Genomic DNA, 19,918 nt, shown 5'->3' on the forward strand with positions numbered 1-19,918 from the left:
TTCCCAGAATCGCTCGGCCGCCGCATAGTGGCGTGATGTCCTCCACGCCGTTCGTACCTCTCCGCATCTTCACCGCCTTCACCATGCTCGAAGGCGCGATCGATCCCAAGGCGCTCGCCAAGCAAGCCCGCAAGCTGGGCTTTCCAGCGGCCGGTATAGCGGACCGCAACGGGCTTTATGCGGCGATGGCCTATTCGGTGGCGGCCAAGGGCGAGGGCGTGCAGCCGATCGTCGGAACGTTGCTCGCCGTGGCGCGGCCGGCGGATTGCGGCGGCGCGGAGGCCGGCAAGCCGCCGGTGATCGACTGGCTGCCGCTCTATGCGCAGGATGCGACCGGCTACGACAATCTCTGCGCGCTGGTTTCGGCGGCGCATCTCGGCCGGCCGGTGGAGGAGGACGCGCATGTGCCCTTCTCCGCGCTCAAAGGGCGGACGGACGGGCTGATCGCGCTCACCGGCGCGGGCGAAGGAGCGCTGACGAAGCTGCTCGGCGGCGGGCAGGCGAAGCACGCGGGGCTCTACGCGGACCGCCTTCAGGCGCTGTTCGGCGATCGTCTCTATATCGAATTGGCCCGCCGCGGGGACGCGGTGGAGGAAGCCGCCGAGAACGCGCTGATCGATCTCGCTGATGCCCGCGACCTCCCGCTGGTGGCGACCAACCCGGCCTGCTTCGCGGACGCTTCGTTCCATCAGGCGCATGACGCGATGCTCTGCATCGCGGACTCCGCCTATGTGGACAGCGAGGATCGCCGCCGTTCCTCCCCCGACGCATGGCTGAAGCCCGCCGACGAGATGGTCCGCCTGTTCGGGGATCTGCCCGAGGCGATCGCCAACACGCTGGTCGTCGCCCAGCGGACCGCCTTCGCGGCACCCAAGCGCAAGCCGATCCTGCCCAGCCTTGCCGGTGATCGCGAAGGCGAGGCGAAGGCGCTGCGCGAGGACAGCTACAAGGGTCTGCGCGCCCGGCTGCGCTTCATGGACGAGGCCATCGCAAACGCCTCCGACGAGGAAGTCGAGGCGAAATATCCCGAGTATTTCGAACGGCTTGCGTTCGAGGTCGATATCATCATCGGGATGGGTTTCCCCGGCTACTTCCTGATCGTGGCCGACTTCATCAAGTGGGCGAAGGATCATGACATCCCCGTCGGGCCGGGCCGCGGCTCGGGTGCGGGCTCGGTGGTGGCGTGGGCGCTCACCATCACGGATCTCGATCCGCTGCGCCTCGGCCTGCTGTTCGAGCGCTTCCTGAACCCGGAACGCGTGTCGATGCCCGACTTCGACATCGATTTCTGCGAAACCCGGCGTGGCGAGGTGATCCGCTACGTCCAGCAGAAATATGGCCGCGATCAGGTCGCCCAGATCATCACCTTCGGAAAGCTGAAGGCGCGCGCCGTGCTCAAGGACACCGGCCGCGTGCTTCAGATGAGCTACGGGCAGGTCGATCGCCTCGCCAAGCTCGTCCCCAACCACCCGACCGATCCGTGGACGCTCGACCGCGCGCTGAACGGCGTCACGGAGCTGGTGGCGGAATATGAGCGCGAGCCCGAGGTGAAGCGGTTGCTCGATCTGGCCCGCCAGCTCGAAGGCTTCCCGCGCCACTCGTCGACGCACGCCGCCGGCGTGGTGATCGGCGACCGGCCGCTCGACCAGCTCGTGCCGCTCTATCGCGATCCGCGATCGGACATGCCCGTCACCCAGTTCGACATGAAGCATGTCGAGGATGCGGGCCTCGTGAAGTTCGACTTCCTCGGCCTCAAGACGCTGTCGGTACTCCAGAAGGCCGTGCAGATGCTGGCGAAGCGCGGCATCGAGGTCGATCTCTCCAAGATCGCGTGGGACGATCCGGCGGTGTTCGAGCTGCTGATGAGCGGCAACACGGTGGGCGTGTTCCAGCTCGAATCCGAGGGGATGCGGCGCACGCTGTCCGCCGTCCGCCCGACGACCTTTGAGGACATCATCGCGCTCGTCTCGCTCTACCGGCCCGGCCCGATGGACAACATCCCCACCTTCGGCGCGCGCAAGAACGGGCGCGAGGAGGTGGAATATCCGCACGCGCTGCTCGAACCCATCCTGAAGGAGACCTACGGGATCTTCGTCTATCAGGAACAGGTGATGCAGGCCGCGCAGATCCTCGCCGGCTATTCGCTCGGCGGCGCCGATCTTCTGCGCCGCGCGATGGGCAAGAAGATCAAGGCGGAGATGGACCAGCAGCGCGCGATCTTCGTGAAGGGCTGCGCCGAGCACAACCAGATTCCCGCCGACAAGGCCAATGAGTTGTTCGACTTGATCGACAAGTTCGCGGGCTATGGCTTCAACAAGAGCCACGCTGCGGCCTATGCGCTCGTCGCCTATCAGACGGCGTGGATGAAGGCGCATCACAAGCCCGAATTCTTCGCCGCCTCGATGTGCTTCGACATGGCGCAGACCGACAAGCTCTCGATCTTCGTGGACGACATGCGGCGCATGGAGGTGCCCTGCCTGCCGCCGTCGATCAACCATTCGGAGGCCGAGTTCACCGTCGAGCAGGGCGAGGACGACACGCTCTCCGTCCGCTTCGCGCTGGGCGCTCTCAAGGGTGTGGGCGAGCGCGCGATGGAGGAGCTGTGCGCCGAGCGACTGCGCAACGGCCCCTTCAAGACGCTGGAGGATTTCGCCGACCGCATCGATCCCAAGCTGCTCAACCGCCGCCAGATCGAGAGCCTCGCCGCCGGTGGTGCCTTCGAGCCGCTGGGCCATGAGCGTGCCACGCTGGTCGCGGCGGCGGAGACGATCCTCGCGCACGCCAATCTCGCAGCCGATGCGCGCACCAGCGGGCAGGGCGGCCTGTTCGGAGGCCCCGCCGACGTGCCTCCGATCCGCCTGCCCGAAGGCCAGGTCTGGTCGATGGCCGAGACGATGGCCGCCGAGAAGGACTGCTTCGGTTTCTATTTCTCGGCGCACCCGACGGATCGCTACCGCCATCTCGCGCAGGCGCATGGCGCGCGGACTTTCGCCCAATGGTGCGAGATGCCGCCCCCGCCCGAGCAGGCCCCCGACGAACGCGGCCGCCGCCCCGCCGGGCCGACTTATTCCATGGCCGCGCTGATCGAGGACGCCCGCTGGCGCACCTCCGCGCGCGGCCGCCGCTACATGATGGCGACCTGCTCGGATTCCTCGGGTCAGTTCATCGCGAGCTGCTTCGACGACGACGTCTCCGCCAGGATCGAGGAGATCGGCAAGGAGAATGGCTGCGGCCTGCTCTCGGTCGAGCTGGATCGCAAGCCGGGCGAGGAGACGCCGCGTGTCACCATCCGCAACGTCCGCCCCTTCGAAGGGATGACGACAGCGGCCCGGCTGCGGCTCGACGTGACGCTGGCGGACGTTTCCGGGCCGGCGGCGCTGGCGGCCTTGCTGGCCAATGCGCGCGGCGGGCGCGGCGAACTGCACATCTTCGCGGCGCTGCCGGGTGGCGGCCATGCCCATCTGGTCGCCGGGCGGGATTTCATGTTCGACGCGGAACTGGCCCAGCAGGTCGAGAAGCTGCCGGGCATCGCCTCCGTGCAGCTCGTGCCGATCGAGGCGCCGAGGCTGGCGCTCGCCGGCTGAGGATCGACCAAAGGCGAGCGCAAAGGGGCTCGCGCGGGCGGAGAGGTGGGTATAGGCTCTCCGTCATGGCACGGATCACGAGCTTCGCGGAGTTCTGGCCCCATTATCTGCGCGAACATGCGCGCCCGGCCACGCGGGCGCTGCATTATGCGGGGACGAGCCTCGTCCTGCTGTTGCTGGTAATCGCGCTGGGGACGGGCCATCCGCTGCTCTTCGTGGCGATGCCGGTGGCGGGTTATTTCTTCGCCTGGGTCGGCCATTTCGCGGTGGAGCATAACCGGCCGGCGACCTTCTCCTATCCCTTCTGGTCGCTTGCGGCGGATTTCGTGATGTACGGCTACTGGATCAGCGGGCGGCTCGGGCCGGAGCTGGATCGCGCCGGCGTGCCCCGCGCCCGCGCCTGAGCCTTCAGAACAGCGACATCTGCGTTCCCGGCAGCACGGGCGGCCGGAACAGATCGGATCGGAGCTGGATGCGATCCCGTCCGAGCCCATGTTTGCGGCACGCGATCGCGACGCGGGTGCGGATCAGCTCCGCCCATGGTCCTTGCCCCCGCATCCGGCTGCCGAAGTTCGGATCATTGTCCCGTCCGCCGCGGATCGACCGGATGGTGGCCATCACCTTGGCGGCGCGATCCGGGTGATGGGCTTCCAGCCATGCGCGGAACAAGGGGGCGACCTCATGCGGCAGGCGGACGGGGATGAAGGAGATGCTCCCGGCGCCGGCTTCGGCGGCACGCTCGATCAGATGTTCGATTTCGTGATCCGTGATCTGCGGCACGACGGGGGCGATCGAGACATGGACGGGAATGCCCGCATCGGCCAGCCTGCGCACCGCCGTCAGCCTCCGCTCCGGGTGCGGGGCGCGGGGCTCCAGCGTGCGTGCGGTCTTCGGATCGAGCGATGTGACGGAGATCGCCACCGCCGCCAGTCCGTCGCGCGCCATTTCAGTCAGCAACTCGATGTCGGACAGGACCCGATCCGATTTGGTCGTGATCGTAAGGGGATGGCGGGTCTCGGCCAGCACCTCCAGGCAGGCGCGGGTGATGCGATAGCGGCCTTCGATCGGCTGATAAGGATCGGTGTTGGTGCCGAATGCGATGGGCCGGCACTCATAGCGAGGCGCGGCCAGCTCGCGGCGGAGCAGCTCCGCGGCGTCTGGTTTGGCGAACAGCCTCGTCTCGAAATCGAGGCCGGGGGAGAGATCGTGGAAGGCGTGGGTCGGCCGCGCGAAGCAGTAGATGCAGCCATGCTCGCAGCCCCGATAGGGATTGATCGAGCGATCGAAGGGCACATCCGGCGAACGATTGCGCGAGAGGATGGTGCGCGGCTTCTCGACCGTGACGGTGGTGCGCAACGGCGGCGGATCGCCGTCCAGCGCCTGCCGCGCGTCGAGCCAGTCCCCATCCGCCTCGCGCGCGGGCAGGCCGAAGCGCTGGGGCCGGTCGTTGACCGTCGCGCCGCGGCCGGCGCGCCGTTCTGGAAAGCGAATCGCCATTGACAAAATCTAGCGCATAAGCGAGAACAAAAAAAGAACATTGGAGGGGTGGCATGGCGCGAATCAAATATGTGGAACTGCCGACAGGCGATGCGCCGGCGTCGAAGGGCTTCTACGAGGCGGCGTTCGGCTGGCGGTTGACCGACTTCGGGCCGAGCTATGCCGCGACCACGACCGGCGACGTGGACATGGGCCTTCAGGGCGATGCCTCCGAGGCGACACGCGCGCCGCTGGTGGTGATCGCGGTCGAGGGGCTCGATGCATGGCCGGCCAGGGTCGAGGCGGCGGGCGGCACGGTCGTGCGGCCGATCTTCGCCTTTCCGGGTGGGCGGCGTTTCCACTTCACCGATCCGTCCGGCAACGAACTGGCCGTGGTGGAGGCGGATCACTGAGAGCGCGCAACAATCTCCTCCGCCGTCTGTTCTGCTTGTCGTGACGTGAGCAGAACGAGAGGAAATGCCATGAAGAAGGTAGTGATCGCCCTTCTGACGACCCTGCCGCTGGCCGCATGTGCGGGCGACTATTATGGCGGGCCTTATGGCGCCGGTCCGATCGCCTATGACGGCTATTATGACGATTATTACGGGCCGATCTACGACGGCTATTGGGGCGATGGCGGCGTCTTCTATTATCGCCGGCACCAGCATGGGCGTTTCGTGGCCGATCGCGGGCAGCATTTCCGGCGGGATGCCGGGTCAGGTGGGGCGGGCCATTTCCACCCGATGCATGGCCATTTCACGCCTCCGCCGCAACGGGGCCATCACCGGCATTGAGGCGAGGCTTTAGGCGGAGGAGGCGCTGGGCCTCCGAAGGTCGGCGATCGCTGCGGCGGCGGCGAATGGACGCTTCCGTTTCTCGCTTCCCCGATTGTCATGACGGACGGGCCGAGGCCGGGCATTCTCGGGCCGAATACCGATCCGGCCTAACGCTCGCGAAGGCGTGGCATCAGCTCGACGAAGTTGCAGGGCTGGTGGCGGATGTCGAGCTGGCTGGCGAGGATGCCGTCCCAGCCGTCCTTCACCGCGCCGGTCGAGCCGGGCAGCGCGAAGAGATAGGTGCCGCGCGCCACGCCCGCACAGGCGCGGGACTGGATCGTCGAGGTGCCGATCTTGGCGTAGCTCAGCCAGCGGAAGAGTTCGCCGAAGCCGGGGATTTCCTTGTCCCACACGCGGGCGAAGGCTTCGGGGGTCACGTCGCGGCCGGTGACGCCGGTGCCGCCGGTGGAGATGACGCAGTCCACGTCCGGGGCCGCGATCCAGCCGAGCAGGCGTTCGGCGATCCGCTCGGCATCGTCCTTCTCGATGGCGCGGTCCGCGAGAAGGTGGCCGGCCGCCTCGATCCGCTGGACCAGCGTGTCGCCGGAGCGATCATCCGCCGCGTTCCGCGTGTCGGAGACGGTGAGGACGGCGATGCGGACGGGCCGGAAGGGGATGGAGGCGTCGATCGGCATCAGTTGGCGCGCGCGGGAGCGGAAGCGCGCGGAAAGGCGGCCGGCGCGCTGGTGGCGAAGCCGGCGCGCGGCCCGGTCTGGGCGCCGGGGAATCGCGGCCATGCGCCCTGCGCCAGGGCCTTGAGGCTGGATGTCTTCTCGCCGGACTGGCGCTGATACATCCAGTAATTGCGCAGCACGGTCGTCACATAGCCGCGCGTCTCGGCATAAGGGATGCTCTCGATATAGAGCAGCGGATCGCTGTCGGCGCGGGTGGCTATGTTCCAGCGGGCGACGGCGTTGGGGCCGGCATTATAGGCGGCGATCACCTTGGGCAGCAGCCCGCCGGTGCCGGCCGCGTCGCGGAGCTGCTCGAGATAGGCCTGCCCATAGGCCATGTTGACCTGCGGCGAGGCGAGCGCGCCATGATCGCCGACCACGCCGCCGCGCCTGCGGTCGACCAGATCGGCGGTGGTGGGCAGCACCTGCATCAGGCCGCGCGCGCCGGCCGGGCTCACCGCATCGGTGCGGAAACGGGATTCCTGGAGGGTGTGGGCGAAGACCAGCGCCTTGTCGACCTGCCAGCCGCCCTGAGGCACCCAGTTGGGCGCGGGATAGCGCGCGCTCGCCTCGACCCGCTCTCCGGCGGGGAGGTTGTGCGCGAGCCAGATCTGCGTCGCGGGAAGATCGAGACGCGCGGCCAGATGGAGCAGCGGCTTATGATCGCGATCCTCGCCGATCCGCGCCTGCCAGCGCAGCATCTCGTCGGCGAGGCCATATTCGCCGATCTCGGCGAGTGCCGCGGCGCGGCGGACGTTGGGATGGACGGAAAGCTGCGTCCATTCGGACGGCGTGAGCTTCGGCGCGGCGGCCGATGTCGGCACCGCCATGCCGAGCAGGCGGGCGGCGATCAGGCCGTAAAAGGTTTCGGGGCTGCGGGCGGCGGCGCGGAGCCGGGCCTGCACCCGGTCGAACCGGCGGCACGCCATTTCGGCGCGCGCGGTCCAGAACAGGCCGGCGGCGCGCATCTCCTCGTCGCTGGCGTTGGCGCCGACGCGGGTGAAGGCGTCCTCGGCGGATTTGCAGTCGTTGGTCCGCCACGCGGCGAGGCCCTGCACCCAGCTTGCCTGCACCGCCCAGTCCCCGGCGCCGCGCGCGGCGAGTGTGGCGAGGCGGGTGGCGTCCTTGTCGTCGCCGTTGAGATAATAGCTCCACGCGACGCGCTGCTGCCATTCGGTGGCGGCTTCGGGCGTGAGCTGGGGGAGAGTGGTGTTGAGCAGCGCCTCGGCGTCGGCCGGCTTGTCGGCCTTGAGCAGAGGACGCGCCTGCACCGAGAAGACGGCGGCGGCGAGATCGCCGGCGGTCGGCTTGGCGGCGATGCGGCGGGGGGCGCCGTTCACCCAGTCGAGATCGCGCGGGGCGGGCAGCGCCGGCAGATCGCCGGGGCCGCGCTTGCGGGCGAGGAGGGCGAGCTGCGGTGCCTGCGGCAGGTCCGGCGCGGCGTCGAGCAGGGCGACGAGATCGCTCCGCTCGACGCGCGGGCTGTTCTTGGCGAGGAAAAGCTCGGCGCGCGCCACGGGCGTCAGCACGCCGTCGCCAAGCGCTGCGAGGCCCGTCTGCGCATCCGACCAGCGCCCGTTGCGGAGCGCATCGAACACCGCGGCATAGCCCTGGCGCTGCTGGGGGGTAAGCAGGCTGCCCGAATTGGTGGCGACGCTCGCGACATTGGGCGGCGGCGGGGCGAGCAGGGTGGGCGTCGATGTCTGGGCCACCAGCGCGGTCGACGAGGCCAGCGCGATGGCCAGTCCGAGGAAGGGCCGCAACGTCACTGGCCGAGCACTCCGAGCAACAGCCGCATGTCCGCCCAGGCCGCGCCCTTGAAGGCGGGCATCCGGCGCAGATGGCGGGGATGGAAGGTGGCGATGGCGGGCACATGGCCCTCGTCATGCTCGACCGAGCGCAGGCCGCCCCGCTCGTTGAGCGCGTCCGGGCCGAGCAGCCAGCGGGCGGTTTCGTCGCCGAACAGGATCAGCGCCCTGGGCTTCGCGAGGGCGATATGGCGGCGCATCAGGCGGGTGAGGGCTTCGCCCTGTTTCTCGTCGATTCGGCCGGCGATGCGCGCGGGCGAAAGGGGGGCATAATAGATCCGAGCGCGATCGCGCCCCATGGCGGCGAGCATCGCGTCGAACAGGCGGCCCGTCTCCGCGCCGAACAGATGACCGGCCTCGCCGTCGCCCGGATCGGGCATGTCGGCGACGATCATCAACTCCGCCCCCGGCGTGCCGGCGGGGCCGACGCGGCGACCGGGCGGAGCGGCGTTCGGCATGTAATCGCCGGTCGAGAGCAGGGCGTGAAGCGCTTCGATCGTGTCCGGCAGTCCGGCGGCCTCCGGCGCGGCGACCGGTGCGGCAGCCGGCGCGATGGGAGTGGTCGCCAGCATCTCCATGCGGGGTTGCGGCGGGGCCAGCCAGTCGCGCGTCGCATCGTCGGCGAGGGCGTCCACGCCCGCGTCCGCCCACCAACCGAGCGCGCTGGCGATGACGTCGCGAAACCGATGATCCCCCCCGTTCAGCATCATTTAGCCCATGGACCGAGGTTGACGCGGCCGTCAATCTCGGGGCACGCGCAATCTGGTCAAAATGGTATCGGATTGCGCCAATACGCGTTCCTGCGGGGGAAGGCGGGCGAACGGGGAGGAGTGTTGATGTCGGAACGCGAATCGATGGCCTATGATGTCGTCATCGTAGGCGCCGGCCCGGCCGGTCTGGCCGCCGCGATCCGGCTGAAGCAGCGTGCCGAGGCGGAAGGCCGCGAACTCAGCGTCTGCGTGCTGGAGAAGGGCTCCGAAGTCGGCGCGCATATCCTGTCGGGCGCGGTGGTCGATCCGATCGCGCTCAACGAGCTGATCCCCAACTGGCAGGAGCTGGACAGCCCGCTCACCGTGCCCGTGGTGGAGAACCATCACTGGGTGCTGAGCAAAAGCGGGAAGTGGGCGATGCCGCACTTCGCCATGCCGAGCTTCATGAACAACAAGGGCACCTACACGGTCAGCCTCGGCAATCTGTGCCGCTGGCTGGCGGGACAGGCCGAGGCGCTGGGCGTGGAGATCTTCCCCGGCTTCGCGGCGGCCGAGATCCTGTTCGACGAGGACGGCGCGGTGAAGGGCGTCGCGACCGGCGACCTCGGCATCGCGAAGGACGGCACGCGCAAGCCCGACTATCAGCCCGGCATGGAGCTGCATGGTCGCTACACCTTCTTCGCGGAGGGCGCGCGCGGGCACCTGACCAAGGAACTGAAGCGCCTGTTCGAGCTGGAGCGCGATTGCGATCCGCAGGTCTACGGGCTCGGCCTCAAGGAATTGTGGGACATCGATCCCGCCAAGCATGTGCCGGGCCGCGTGATCCACACGCAGGGCTGGCCGCTCGACGATGCATGGGGCGGCGGCTTCATCTATCATCAGGCGAACAATCAGGTCGCGATCGGCTTCGTCGTCGCGCTCGATTACAAGAACCCGTGGCTCTCGCCGTTCGAGGAGTTCCAGCGCTGGAAACAGCATCCTGAAATCCGCTCGATGCTGGAAGGGGGCCGCCGCGTCTCCTACGGCGCGCGCGCGATCAATGAGGGTGGCTGGCAGTCGGTGCCGCGCCTGATCTTCCCCGGTGGCGCGCTGATCGGCTGCTCGGCGGGCTTCGTGAACGTGCCCCGCATCAAGGGCAGCCATACCGCGATGAAGAGCGGGATGCTCGCCGCCGAGTCCGCTTATGACGCGATCGTCGCGGATCGGCAGCAGGACGAGCTGACCGCCTACCCCGAGACGCTCGACAAGAGCTGGATCGCCGACGAGCTGAAACTGGTCCGCAACGCCGAGCCGGCCGTCTCGAAGTTCGGCGGCACGATGGGCACGCTCGTCGCCGGCGTCGACATGTGGATGCGGCATCTCAGGATCGGCCTGCCCTTCACGATGAAGCACAAGCACGCCGACAACGAGCAGCTCTGGCAGGCCAACCAGCAGAAGAAGATCGACTATCCGAAGCCGGACAATGTCATCAGCTTCGACCGCCTCTCGTCGGTGTTCCTCTCTGGCGTGAACCATGAGGAGGATCAGCCGGTCCACCTGACGCTCAAGGATGCGTCGGTGCCGATCGAGGTGAACCTCAAGCTCTACGAGGCGCCCGAGCAGCGTTACTGCCCGGCCGGCGTCTACGAAATCGTGGGGCGCGAGGAGAATGCGCCGCGCCTCCAGATCAACGCGCAGAACTGCGTCCACTGCAAGACCTGCGACATCAAGGATCCGACCCAGAACATCAACTGGGTGGTGCCGGAGGGCGGCGGAGGCCCGAACTATCCGAACATGTGACAGGCTTCGCTTGCCACGGCGGGCGGGATCGGGAAAAGAACGGGGAAAGAGGGGCCTGAACCACTCGTGTCGAGTCTGTCACCGATGAGCTTTACCCGCCCCGTCCTTCTGGCCGCGATCGCCGCACTGGCGGTTGCGCCCGCGGCTTCGGCCGACACGCCGCGCCATGCCCGCAGCGCGATCGCGGACTATGTCCATGCCCGCGTGGCCGACGATCTCGGCCAGCTCGACGTGGCGGCGGCCGGTTTCGCGGCGGCGGCGGACGGCAATCCGGGCAACACCAGCCTCGCCCTTCGCGCCTTCCGCCAGTCGGTGGCGGCGGGCGACATGGCGCTCGGCCTGCGCATGGCGCACCAGCTCGACGCGAGTGGATCGCTGCCGCCGGACGGCACGTTGCTGCTGCTCTCCGAGTCGATCGCCAAGAGGGACTGGAAGCAGGCGAAGGCGCTGACCGATCGCGTCGATCGCGAGAAGCTCTTTTCCTTCCTGTCGCCGGTGCTGCGGGCGTGGATCGCGTTCGGCGCGAAGCAGGGCGATCCGGTGGCCCTGCTCGATGCCGGCGGCGTGACCGGCCTCGCCGAAACCTATGCGGCCGAGCAGCGCGGGCTGCTGCTGATCGCGGTCGGCAAGGAGACGGCGGGCGTTGCGGCGCTGGGTGCGCTCCAGCTTCCCGATGGCGGGCGTTCGGCGCGGCTGAGGATCGCGGCGGCGGCGGCGCTCGATCAGCGGCACGAGCGCGAGGCGGCTCTGGCGATGCTGACCGGCGACTGGCCGGCCATCGCGCGGGCGCGGGCGACGCTCACCGCACATCACAAGCTGCGCGGCGCGGTGGACACGCCCGCGACCGCCATCGCCGAGCTGTTCGTGCGCGTGGCGGCGGATATCAACAAGCAGCAGGCGGCCCCGCTGGCGCTCCATTTCGCGCGGGTCGCGACGCTGCTCGCGCCGGACGACAGCGCGGCATGGCTGGTGACGGCGAGCATCCTCTCGGCCGGCGGCGCGCAGGATGCGGCGCTCGACGCGCTGGGGCATACCACCCCCGACGATCCCTTCATCAGCACGATCCGCGACGCGCGGCTGACCCTGCTCGTCCGTGCGGGACGCACCGATCAGGCACTGGCGGAGGCTCAGGCGGCCACCACCGCGCCGGAAGCGGGCAGCCGCGACTGGTCGCGCCTGGCCGATCTCTATGCGGGCAGTCATCGCCCGGCTGATGCCGCCGCCGCTTATGGCCGCGCGCTGGCGCTGGCCGGCGGGGACAAGGCGCCGCCCGAGGTGGCATGGCCGCTGCTGCTCCAGCAGGCGAACGCGCAGCTTGAAGCGGGCGACTGGCCGGCATCGAAGGTTTTGGCCTCGCGCGCCCTCGCGCTGGCGCCGCGCCAGCCGGCGGTGCTGAACTTCATCGGCTATTCCGAGATCGAGCATGGCGAGAATCTGGATGGCGCCTCCGCGCTGATCGCGCGGGCGAGCGCGCTGGCGCCGGACGATCCCTCCATCTCGGATTCGCTCGGCTGGTCCTGGTATCTGCGCGGCGATCTAGATCGGGCGATTCCGCTGCTGGAACGCGCGGCTCAGGGCGCGCCGGCGGAGAGCGATATCAACGAGCATCTGGGTGACGCCTATTGGAAGGCCAACCGGCGGCTGGCCGCGCGCTATGCGTGGCGGGCGGCGCTGGTTGCGGCCGATGGAGAACAGGCCAGCCGCCTCAAGACCAAGATCGATTTCGGACTGACCGTCAAACCGTGAACCAGCTTCCTTCGGCCGAGACGGCCTATGCCAAGATCAATCTCGCGCTCCATGTCCGCCGCCGTCGGCCGGACGGCTATCATGAGCTGGAGACGTTGTTCGCATTCTGCACCGATGGGGATCGGCTGAGCGCCGCGCCCGCCGATGCTCTGTCCCTCGCGATCGAGGGGCCGTTCGGGGAGGGGCTGTCGGCGGGGCCGGACAATCTCGTGCTGCGCGCGGCCGAGGCGCTGCGGACGGCGGCGGGCGTGACGACGGGCGCCGCGATCCGGCTCGACAAGCGGCTGCCGGTCGCCTCGGGCATCGGCGGCGGCTCTGCGGACGCGGCGGCGGCTTTGCGGCTGCTGGTGCGGTTGTGGGGCGTGGAGGTGCCGGATGCGGTGCTCCACGACATCGGCGCGGCGCTGGGGGCAGACGTGCCGGCCTGCATCGCCTCGCGCGCCTGCAGGGGCGAGGGGCGGGGCGATGCGCTCGATTTCCTCGACGAGGGCGCGCTGGCGGGTATGGCGGTGCTGCTGGTCAATCCGCGCGTGCCGGTGCCGACGGGGCCGGTGTTCCAGCGCTGGAACGGTATCGACCGGGGCGAGCTGGCGGCGGGCGATCCGCTCGCGGCGGCGCTCTCGGGGCGCAACGATCTGGAGCCGCCCGCGCGCGCAATGCAGCCGGTGATCGCCGAGGTGGTCGAGGCGCTGGCCGCGATGCCGGGCGTCGTTCTGGCGCGGATGTCGGGCTCGGGCGCCACCTGCTTCGCGCTGTATGAAGACGTCGCCGCGCGCGATGCGGCGGACGCGGCCATCGCCGCCGCGCATCCCGGCTGGTGGCGTCTGGCGACGACGCTCCGCTAGGCGAGCGCCGCCTCCACCATCGCGAAGGGACGCGGCCCCGCATCCAGTACGGTCGCGTGGAAGCCGTGCAGGTCGAAACGGCGGCCGGCTGTCATCCGGGCATGATCGCGCAGCGCGAGCAGCCGCTGGAGGCCCAGGGTCGGGCTCACCGCCTCGCCGGGCAGCGCCATGATACGATCGATCGCGCCGCGCTGCGGGGCGCCGGTCATCTGCGTCATCTCCGCCTCGGCCTGTTCGCGGGTCCAGCGCTGGGCGTGGATGCCGATGTCCGTCACCAGTCGCGCGGCGCGCAGCAGTTCGTCGGAGAGGCGGGCGATGTCGCCCCACGGATCGCGGGCGAACAGGCCCTGCTCGGCGGCGAGACGCTCGGCATAGCAGGCCCAGCCGGCGCTGATCGCGGGCCACGCGCCCATCCGGGCGAAGAGGGGGCGATCCTTCGTCGCGCGGCTCGCCTGAAGGTGAAGGCCCGGCAATCCCAGATGATAGGCGAGCGGAGACACCCCCGGCGTCGGCAGCGCGTGGACGGAGCGCGTGTCCAGCCACAGCGCGGCCGTGCGGCTGCCGTCGATCGCGGCGGGCATGTAGAAGGAACCGCCGACGGCCCTGAGCCCCGCCTCGGGCAGGGCGCGGATGTCCAGCGGCGGCGTGTCGCCCGCCGGCACCAGATGCGGCAGAATGGCGTGCGCCGCGTCGATCCGGGCCTGCGCGGTCTGGAGCAGGGAGGCGCGGCCGCCCTCGTCGTCGCTCTCGATGAACTCGGGGTGCGCGGCGAAGGCGGCGGAGACCCGGTCCGCGAGGCTTCCCTTGTGAAGCCCCCGCAGCGTCAGTCGCCGGTCGAGCAGCCCGGCGATCCGTGCCACCTCGCTACGGCCGAACGCCTGCGCGTCGGCGAGGCTCATCCCCGTGTCTCCGGCGCGGGCGACATTGGCGACGTGGAGCGCTTCGCCGTTCTTCTGCGCCCACAGGCCGATCTCGGGCCGCCCACGCCGGGTCAGGGCGGCGGTGGTGTCGCGCAGCATGGCCATGGCGGGCTGGACATGCTTCCCGATCGTCTGCGCCGCTAGCCGGGTGGCCGCCGCCCGCTGATCGGCATCCGCGATCCGCTGGCCGAGCGCGACGACCAGCGGATGCCGTTCGGCCGGCACCAGCAGGAAGGCATCCATCTGCGGCAGCGCGGCACGGCTGACGGTGGCGGGGGGCACGCACCCGGCCGATTCGTCCGCCCGCATCGCCTCCGCGACGCCCAGCAGCGCCGCCCCATAGGCATCCAGCCGGGCCTGCCACGCATCGATGGCGGCGGGCGTCGCGACGTCCTGCATCAGCCGCATCGAGGTTGGCGTCGAGACATGAGGCCCGGAAAAAGCGGTGGCGAGATAAGGCTGATGGATCGGGCCAAGGGGATCGTTGCGGCCATAGGGGATGTCCGCGCTCGTCACGGCGGCATCGAGCAGGCCGCGCACCGTCGCGGTTTGCGCGTCACAGCCCTCGGCCGGGATCATCGCCCGCGCACCCGCGACGGCCAGCCCGAGCGCGGCGCGCCCATCCGGCGACCAGTCGTCGCAGCGCCGCGCGGCGGGGCCGCCGGCCGACGCCTCCAGCAGACCCGCCGTCACCGCCGCCTCGGGCAGCAGCGACAGGATCGGAGCCGTCAATGCATCGAGGCCGGCCGCCGGCGCGGGGCAATGGGTCGTCACCTCCGCCGCGAACGCCCGCGCCGGGGCGGCAAAAGCCCAACCTGCCGCCAGCATGGCCACTGCTTCGCGCCGCGTTTGTCCTGCCACCGTACCGATACTCCGATTACCGTCGCTTGCCCTCGTGACATTCGGCGCGGCCCGCGACAATATGGTGGTCATGTTCAGGCTCGAAACGGACGGCCCCGTCGCACGAGTCGTGATCGAACGGGGCGAAAAGCGGAACGCGATCCCGATCGCGGGCTGGAGTGTGCTGGAACGCGTCGTCGGCGAAGCCGCGGCATCCGATGCCAGGCTGGTGGTCATCACCTCGTCCGACCCGGAGAGTTTCTGCGCTGGCGCGGACCTGTCGGAATTTCCGATGCTGATGGAGGATGTGCGCAAGCGACACGTCTTCCGCGGCGCGATGGCGAGCGCGCTGTCCCGCATCCGGGCGGTCGGCAAGCCGACGGTGGCGGTGATCGAGGGCGGATGCTTCGGCGCGGGCGTGTCGCTGGCCAATGCGTGCGACATGCGGATCGCCGGTCCGCGCGCGAGCTTCGCGATCACGCCGGCGCGGTTCGGCATCTCCTATCCGCAGCCGGATCTGGCGCGGCTCGCCGAGCTGGTCGGGCCGGGGCAGGCGGCGCGCCTCGTCTACGGCGCCGAGACGATCGACGCCACCGAGGCGCATCGCATCGGTCTGGTCGAGATGATCGATACGTCGGATCGGATCGGCGAGGACATGATCGGCCGCATCGCGAGCAACGCGCCTTACAGCCTGTGCGCGCTCAAGGCGACGCTGGCGGGCCGCTGGGGCGTCGACAAGCGCTTCGACGACGCCTTCGCCTCGCCGGACTTCGCCGAGGGCTTCAAGGCGTTCAAGGCCGGCCGCAAGCCCGATTTCGCCGGATGACGACACCGACCGGGGAAGCCTGGCAGGCGATCGGCGCGGAGCAGGCGGCGGGCGGCATGGTCATCATCGGCGACCATGCATCGGCTCATGTGCCCGAGGATGTGGACCTCGGCATCGCGGCGGACGTGCTCACCCGCCATGTCGCGATCGATATCGGCGTGGCGCCGCTGGCCGAGGCGCTGTGCGACGCGCTCGGCTGCGACGCGATCCTCGGCGGCGTGTCGCGCCTGGTGTGCGACTTCAACCGCGAGGAGGATGCGCCCGGTCTCTTCCCGATCGCCAGCGACGGCATCGCGATCCCCGGCAATGCGCTGGACGAGGCGGGGCGCGAAGCGCGGCTGACCCGCTTTTTCCGGCCCTATCATGACGCGGTGGCGGCGCGGATCGCGCGGGCCGAGCCGGCGCTCCTGATCTCGCTGCACAGCTTCACGCCCCGGCTCGAAACCCACCCGGATCAGGCGCGGCCATGGCAGATCGGCATCCTCTACAACGAGGACGAGCGGGCGGCGCGCGTCGCCATCCCGCTGCTCAGGGCGACGGACATCGTGACCGGCGACAATGAGCCCTATTCGGGCCGCATCCTCAACGCGACGATGAACCGTCATGGCGAGGCGGCGGGCCTTCCCTATCTCGGCATCGAGGTCCGGCAGGATCTGATCGGGGATGCGGAGGGCGTGGCGCTCTGGGCGGAGCGGCTCGCGCCGGTGATCCGCGCGACGTGGGAAGCCATGGCGACGAGCGGGCATGACGCGGCCCGACGCCTTGCGTAAGGAGGGCGTCATGGCCCGTCCCTTTCTCCTCGCCTTGCTGTTCCTGACCCCGCTCGCGGCGTGCGACAAGGCGCCCGGCACCGGCTCGGGCAAACAGCCGGCCGCCACGGGTGCGCCGGCAGGCATCCCCTGCGCGCTCGATGGCGCCAGGGCTTTCGGGAACGGCTGTTCCGTGGAGCGCAGCACGACGCAGGAGGGGCTGGTGCTGGTCCTCCATCATCCCGACGGCGGCTTCCGTCGCCTGCTGGTGACGACCGACGGGCGCGGCGTGGTCGCAGCGGACGGATCGGAGCAGGCCAGCGTCGCGGTGGTCGGGCCGGGGATGATCGAGGTGGCGATCGGCGAGGACCGCTATCGCCTTCCCGCGACCGTGAAGGGGCAGGCGCTGCCGGCGCGATGAGCGGCCGCCCGATCCTCACCGCAGCCGAAACGCGCGCCGCGGAAGAGGCGGTGATGGCACGCGGCGTCTCGGTATATGAATTGATGCGGCGCGCGGGTCGTGCCGTGGCGGATATCGCCTGGGATCGCTTCGGTCCGCTGGAGGCGCTGGTCGCGTGCGGGCCGGGCAATAATGGCGGCGACGGCTATGTGATCGCGGCCCGGCTGCACGAGCGCGGCGTGAAGGTGCGCGTGGCTGCGAGCGCGCCTCCGAAGACGGACGCGGCGCGCGAGGCCCGCGCGGCGTGGGGTGGGGCGGTGGAGGCGCTCTCCGAAGCCTCCCCGGCGCCGATCTTCATCGATGCCTTGTTCGGCACCGGCCTGACGCGGGCGCTCGCCGACGAGATCGCCTCGCCCGCCCGGCGGCTGATGGAAGCCGCGCGTCACCGGGTCGCAGTCGACCTGCCGAGCGGGATCGGGACGGATGACGGCGCGGTGCTGACCGAGTTGCCGGCCGCCCATCTGACGGTCGCGCTGGGGGCGCTCAAGCGGGCGCATCGGCTGATGCCGGCGGCGGCGCTGTGCGGAGCGGTGACGGTGGCGGATATCGGCCTCGACCTCGCACACGACGCAGATACCCCATGTGAGATCGCCCGGCCGCGCCTGCCCGAGCCGGGGTTCGAGAGCCACAAATATAGTCGCGGCAAGGTGCTGGTCGTCGCGGGCGCGATGCCGGGAGCGACCCTGCTTTCCGCGATGGCGGCACAGCGGGCGGGGGCGGGCTATGTCGAGCTTCTCGGCAATCCCGGCGAGGCGCCGCCGCACGCGCTGGTCCGCCGCGCATGGGACGACGGGGCTCTGGGGGACAAGCGGATCGGCGCGATGATCGTCGGGCCGGGGCTGGGCAACGATGCCGAGGCGGAGCGGCGGCTGCGTCTCGCGCTCAACACGGGCAAACCGCTGGTGCTCGACGCCGACGCCCTGACGCTGCTCGCGCGGCAGGGGGCGGAGCGGGTGGGAGCCCCGGCGGTGCTCACGCCCCATGCCGGCGAATTCCAGCGGCTGTTCGGCGATATGCCGGGCTCGGCGCTCGACAAGGCGCGCGAGGGGGCGCGGCGGATCGGCGCGATGCTGCTGCTCAAGGGCGCGTGTACGGTCGTCGCGCATCCCGATGGGCGTGCGGCGATCGGGGCTCCGGCACCGGCCTGGCTGGCGAGCGCGGGGACGGGGGACGTGCTGGCGGGCATCCTCGGCACGCTGCTTGCCCAGATGGACGATCCCTTCGAAGCGGCGCAAGGCGCGGTGTGGCTGCACAGCGAGGCGGCGCGGCGCGCGGGGCCGGTGCTGATCGCGGACGACCTCATCGCGCATCTGCCGGGCGTGGTGGCAGACTGCCTCTAAGCTTGCCGCGCACGGCGAAATGGGGGAAAGCGCGCGTCATCTTATGACTGACGATCTTATCCTCCGCCTCGCCGCGCGCGGTGACGGCATGACCGCCGATGGCCGCACCATCCCCTTCGCGGCCCCCGGCGATCGTGTGTCGGCCGGCGGTTCGATCGAACCCGGTCCGCATCACCAGACGCCGCCTTGTCGCCACTTCCCGACCTGCGGCGGCTGCACGCTCCAGCATGTCGACGACGCGGCCTATACGACCTATCTGGTCGAGCGCGTGGCCGGTGCGCTGGCGACGCAGGGGCTGAAAGCAGAGATCGCGGCACCCCATCTCTCCGCGCCGCGCACGCGCCGGCGGGCGTCGCTCAGGGCGGAACGGTTCGGCAGGAAGATCCTGCTCGGCTTCAACGAGGGGCAGAGCCGCAAGGTCGTCGATCTGGCGGAGTGCTGGATTTTGGCGCCCGAGCTGTTCGCGCTGCTCCAGCCGCTGCGGGGCCTACTGGCGAAGTTCATCGCCGACAAGCGGACGGCAGGCGTCGAGCTGGCGCTGACCGATCAGGGCATCGACCTGCTGCTCAGCGGTTTCGAGGCCGAGGGGCTCGCCGCGATCGAGGCGATCAACGCGTTTGCCGAGACGCACCGCCTCGCGCGCGTCTCGATCGACAGCGGCTATGGCGCGGAAGCCCGGTGGGAGCCGCAGCCGGTGACGGTGACGCTCGGCGGCGTCGCGGTAGGGTTGCCGGCGGGTGGCTTCCTCCAGGCGACGGCGGATGGCGAGGCGGCGTTGCTCGCGGCGGTGCGCGAGGGCGTGGGCGATGCGAAGATCATCGCCGATCTTTTCGCGGGGCTCGGCACCTTTGCCCTGCCGCTCTCCGCCTCCGCGCGAGTGCTGGCGGCGGAGGGCGCGCGCGATGCGATCCTCTCGCTCAAGGCTGCCGCTGGACGGGCCGGACGGCAGGTCGTCGCCGATCATCGCGATCTGTTCCGCAGGCCCTATACGGCGGCCGAACTGTCGCGCTTCGACGCGGTGGTGCTCGATCCTCCGCGTGCCGGGGCGAAAGAGCAGGCGGCCGAACTCGCCAAGGCCACGACGAAGCGCATCGCCTATGTCTCCTGCAACCCTGCGACCTTCGCGCGTGACGCGAGGATGCTGGTGGATGGTGGGTGGCGGCTGGAGTGGGTGAAACCCGTCGGCCAGTTCCGCTGGACGACGCATGTGGAGCTGGCCTCCGCCTTCACGCGCTGAGATACGCCATGGTCGTCATCCCGGCGGAGGCCGGGATCCATACGCGCAGCGTTCGGGGCCGGATGCTGTGTCTGCACAAACTGGACGG

General features: G+C 70.0%; 17 protein-coding genes. 12 read left to right on the forward strand and 5 right to left on the reverse strand.

What is annotated here, in order from left to right; all coding sequences use genetic code 11:
* The first annotated feature begins 35 nt into the window (after positions 1 to 35).
* Both dnaE and FHS98_RS09100 read left to right on the forward strand, forming a co-directional pair.
* The gene (gene dnaE / locus FHS98_RS09095) at positions 36 to 3,584 is read left to right on the forward strand and encodes a DNA polymerase III subunit alpha (RefSeq protein ID WP_167103316.1); all 3,549 of its coding nucleotides are present in this window, start codon (positions 36 to 38) and stop codon (positions 3,582 to 3,584) included.
* A gap of 65 nt (positions 3,585 to 3,649) precedes the next feature.
* Complete coding sequence (locus tag FHS98_RS09100; protein ID WP_167103319.1) at positions 3,650 to 3,988, forward strand: Mpo1-like protein; 339 nt, start codon at positions 3,650 to 3,652, stop codon at positions 3,986 to 3,988.
* Positions 3,989 to 3,992: 4 nt separating this feature from the next.
* On the opposite strand, the gene FHS98_RS09105 is transcribed toward FHS98_RS09100, so the two are convergent.
* A complete protein-coding gene (locus FHS98_RS09105; RefSeq protein WP_167103322.1) occupies positions 3,993 to 5,081 on the reverse strand; it encodes a PA0069 family radical SAM protein in 1,089 nt (362 codons plus the stop codon).
* A gap of 53 nt (positions 5,082 to 5,134) precedes the next feature.
* On the opposite strand from FHS98_RS09105, the gene FHS98_RS09110 reads away from it, so the two are divergent.
* Positions 5,135 to 5,473: a VOC family protein gene (locus tag FHS98_RS09110; RefSeq protein ID WP_167103325.1), complete on the forward strand. Its 339-nt coding sequence runs from the start codon at positions 5,135 to 5,137 to the stop codon at positions 5,471 to 5,473.
* Between the two features lie 69 nt (positions 5,474 to 5,542).
* A complete protein-coding gene (locus tag FHS98_RS09115) occupies positions 5,543 to 5,854 on the forward strand; it encodes a hypothetical protein (protein WP_167103328.1) in 312 nt (103 codons plus the stop codon).
* Between the two features lie 149 nt (positions 5,855 to 6,003).
* Here the strand turns inward: FHS98_RS09115 and moaB are convergent, their stop codons facing one another.
* From moaB to FHS98_RS09130, 3 genes are read right to left on the reverse strand one after another with little or no spacing between them, the layout of a single operon-like run.
* Positions 6,004 to 6,531, reverse strand: coding sequence for a molybdenum cofactor biosynthesis protein B (gene moaB / locus FHS98_RS09120; protein ID WP_167103331.1), 528 nt, complete (start codon positions 6,529 to 6,531; stop codon positions 6,004 to 6,006).
* The gene (locus tag FHS98_RS09125) at positions 6,531 to 8,339 is read right to left on the reverse strand and encodes a lytic transglycosylase domain-containing protein (RefSeq protein WP_341786044.1); all 1,809 of its coding nucleotides are present in this window, start codon (positions 8,337 to 8,339) and stop codon (positions 6,531 to 6,533) included. The genes moaB and FHS98_RS09125 overlap by 1 nt, the downstream gene beginning before the upstream one ends.
* Entirely contained in the window at positions 8,336 to 9,088 is a 753-nt protein-coding gene (locus FHS98_RS09130) for a uracil-DNA glycosylase family protein (RefSeq protein ID WP_167103334.1), read from the reverse strand. The genes FHS98_RS09125 and FHS98_RS09130 overlap by 4 nt, the downstream gene beginning before the upstream one ends.
* A 126-nt stretch (positions 9,089 to 9,214) precedes the next feature.
* On the opposite strand from FHS98_RS09130, the gene FHS98_RS09135 reads away from it, so the two are divergent.
* The 3 genes from FHS98_RS09135 to FHS98_RS09145 all read left to right on the forward strand — a co-directional run bounded on the left by FHS98_RS09135 (position 9,215) and on the right by FHS98_RS09145 (position 13,458).
* Positions 9,215 to 10,867: an electron transfer flavoprotein-ubiquinone oxidoreductase gene (locus FHS98_RS09135; RefSeq protein ID WP_167103337.1), complete on the forward strand. Its 1,653-nt coding sequence runs from the start codon at positions 9,215 to 9,217 to the stop codon at positions 10,865 to 10,867.
* An 84-nt stretch (positions 10,868 to 10,951) separates the two neighbouring features.
* The gene (locus FHS98_RS19070) at positions 10,952 to 12,613 is read left to right on the forward strand and encodes a hypothetical protein (protein WP_167103340.1); all 1,662 of its coding nucleotides are present in this window, start codon (positions 10,952 to 10,954) and stop codon (positions 12,611 to 12,613) included.
* Positions 12,610 to 13,458: a 4-(cytidine 5'-diphospho)-2-C-methyl-D-erythritol kinase gene (locus FHS98_RS09145; protein ID WP_167103343.1), complete on the forward strand. Its 849-nt coding sequence runs from the start codon at positions 12,610 to 12,612 to the stop codon at positions 13,456 to 13,458. The genes FHS98_RS19070 and FHS98_RS09145 overlap by 4 nt, the downstream gene beginning before the upstream one ends.
* Here the strand turns inward: FHS98_RS09145 and FHS98_RS09150 are convergent.
* A complete protein-coding gene (locus FHS98_RS09150) occupies positions 13,455 to 15,206 on the reverse strand; it encodes a DUF885 domain-containing protein (protein ID WP_167103346.1) in 1,752 nt (583 codons plus the stop codon). The genes FHS98_RS09145 and FHS98_RS09150 overlap by 4 nt on opposite strands.
* A 94-nt stretch (positions 15,207 to 15,300) precedes the next feature.
* On the opposite strand from FHS98_RS09150, the gene FHS98_RS09155 reads away from it, so the two are divergent.
* Genes FHS98_RS09155 through FHS98_RS09175 form a run of 5 tightly spaced genes read left to right on the forward strand, consistent with a single transcriptional unit; the run spans position 15,301 to position 19,830 of the window.
* Positions 15,301 to 16,044 (forward strand): enoyl-CoA hydratase/isomerase family protein, encoded by a 744-nt coding sequence (locus tag FHS98_RS09155; protein ID WP_167103349.1) that lies wholly within the window; start codon positions 15,301 to 15,303, stop codon positions 16,042 to 16,044.
* Positions 16,041 to 16,814: an N-formylglutamate amidohydrolase gene (locus FHS98_RS09160; protein WP_167103352.1), complete on the forward strand. Its 774-nt coding sequence runs from the start codon at positions 16,041 to 16,043 to the stop codon at positions 16,812 to 16,814. The genes FHS98_RS09155 and FHS98_RS09160 overlap by 4 nt, the downstream gene beginning before the upstream one ends.
* A 10-nt stretch (positions 16,815 to 16,824) precedes the next feature.
* Positions 16,825 to 17,214: a hypothetical protein gene (locus FHS98_RS09165; RefSeq protein ID WP_167103355.1), complete on the forward strand. Its 390-nt coding sequence runs from the start codon at positions 16,825 to 16,827 to the stop codon at positions 17,212 to 17,214.
* The gene (locus FHS98_RS09170) at positions 17,211 to 18,593 is read left to right on the forward strand and encodes an NAD(P)H-hydrate dehydratase (protein WP_167103358.1); all 1,383 of its coding nucleotides are present in this window, start codon (positions 17,211 to 17,213) and stop codon (positions 18,591 to 18,593) included. The genes FHS98_RS09165 and FHS98_RS09170 overlap by 4 nt, the downstream gene beginning before the upstream one ends.
* 43 nt (positions 18,594 to 18,636) lie before the next feature.
* Positions 18,637 to 19,830 (forward strand): class I SAM-dependent RNA methyltransferase, encoded by a 1,194-nt coding sequence (locus FHS98_RS09175; RefSeq protein ID WP_167103361.1) that lies wholly within the window; start codon positions 18,637 to 18,639, stop codon positions 19,828 to 19,830.
* Positions 19,831 to 19,918 lie beyond the last annotated feature (88 nt).

It is taken from the genome of Sphingomonas oligoaromativorans, from assembly GCF_011762195.1.
In the GTDB taxonomy this organism is placed as follows: domain Bacteria; phylum Pseudomonadota; class Alphaproteobacteria; order Sphingomonadales; family Sphingomonadaceae; genus Solisphingomonas; species Solisphingomonas oligoaromativorans.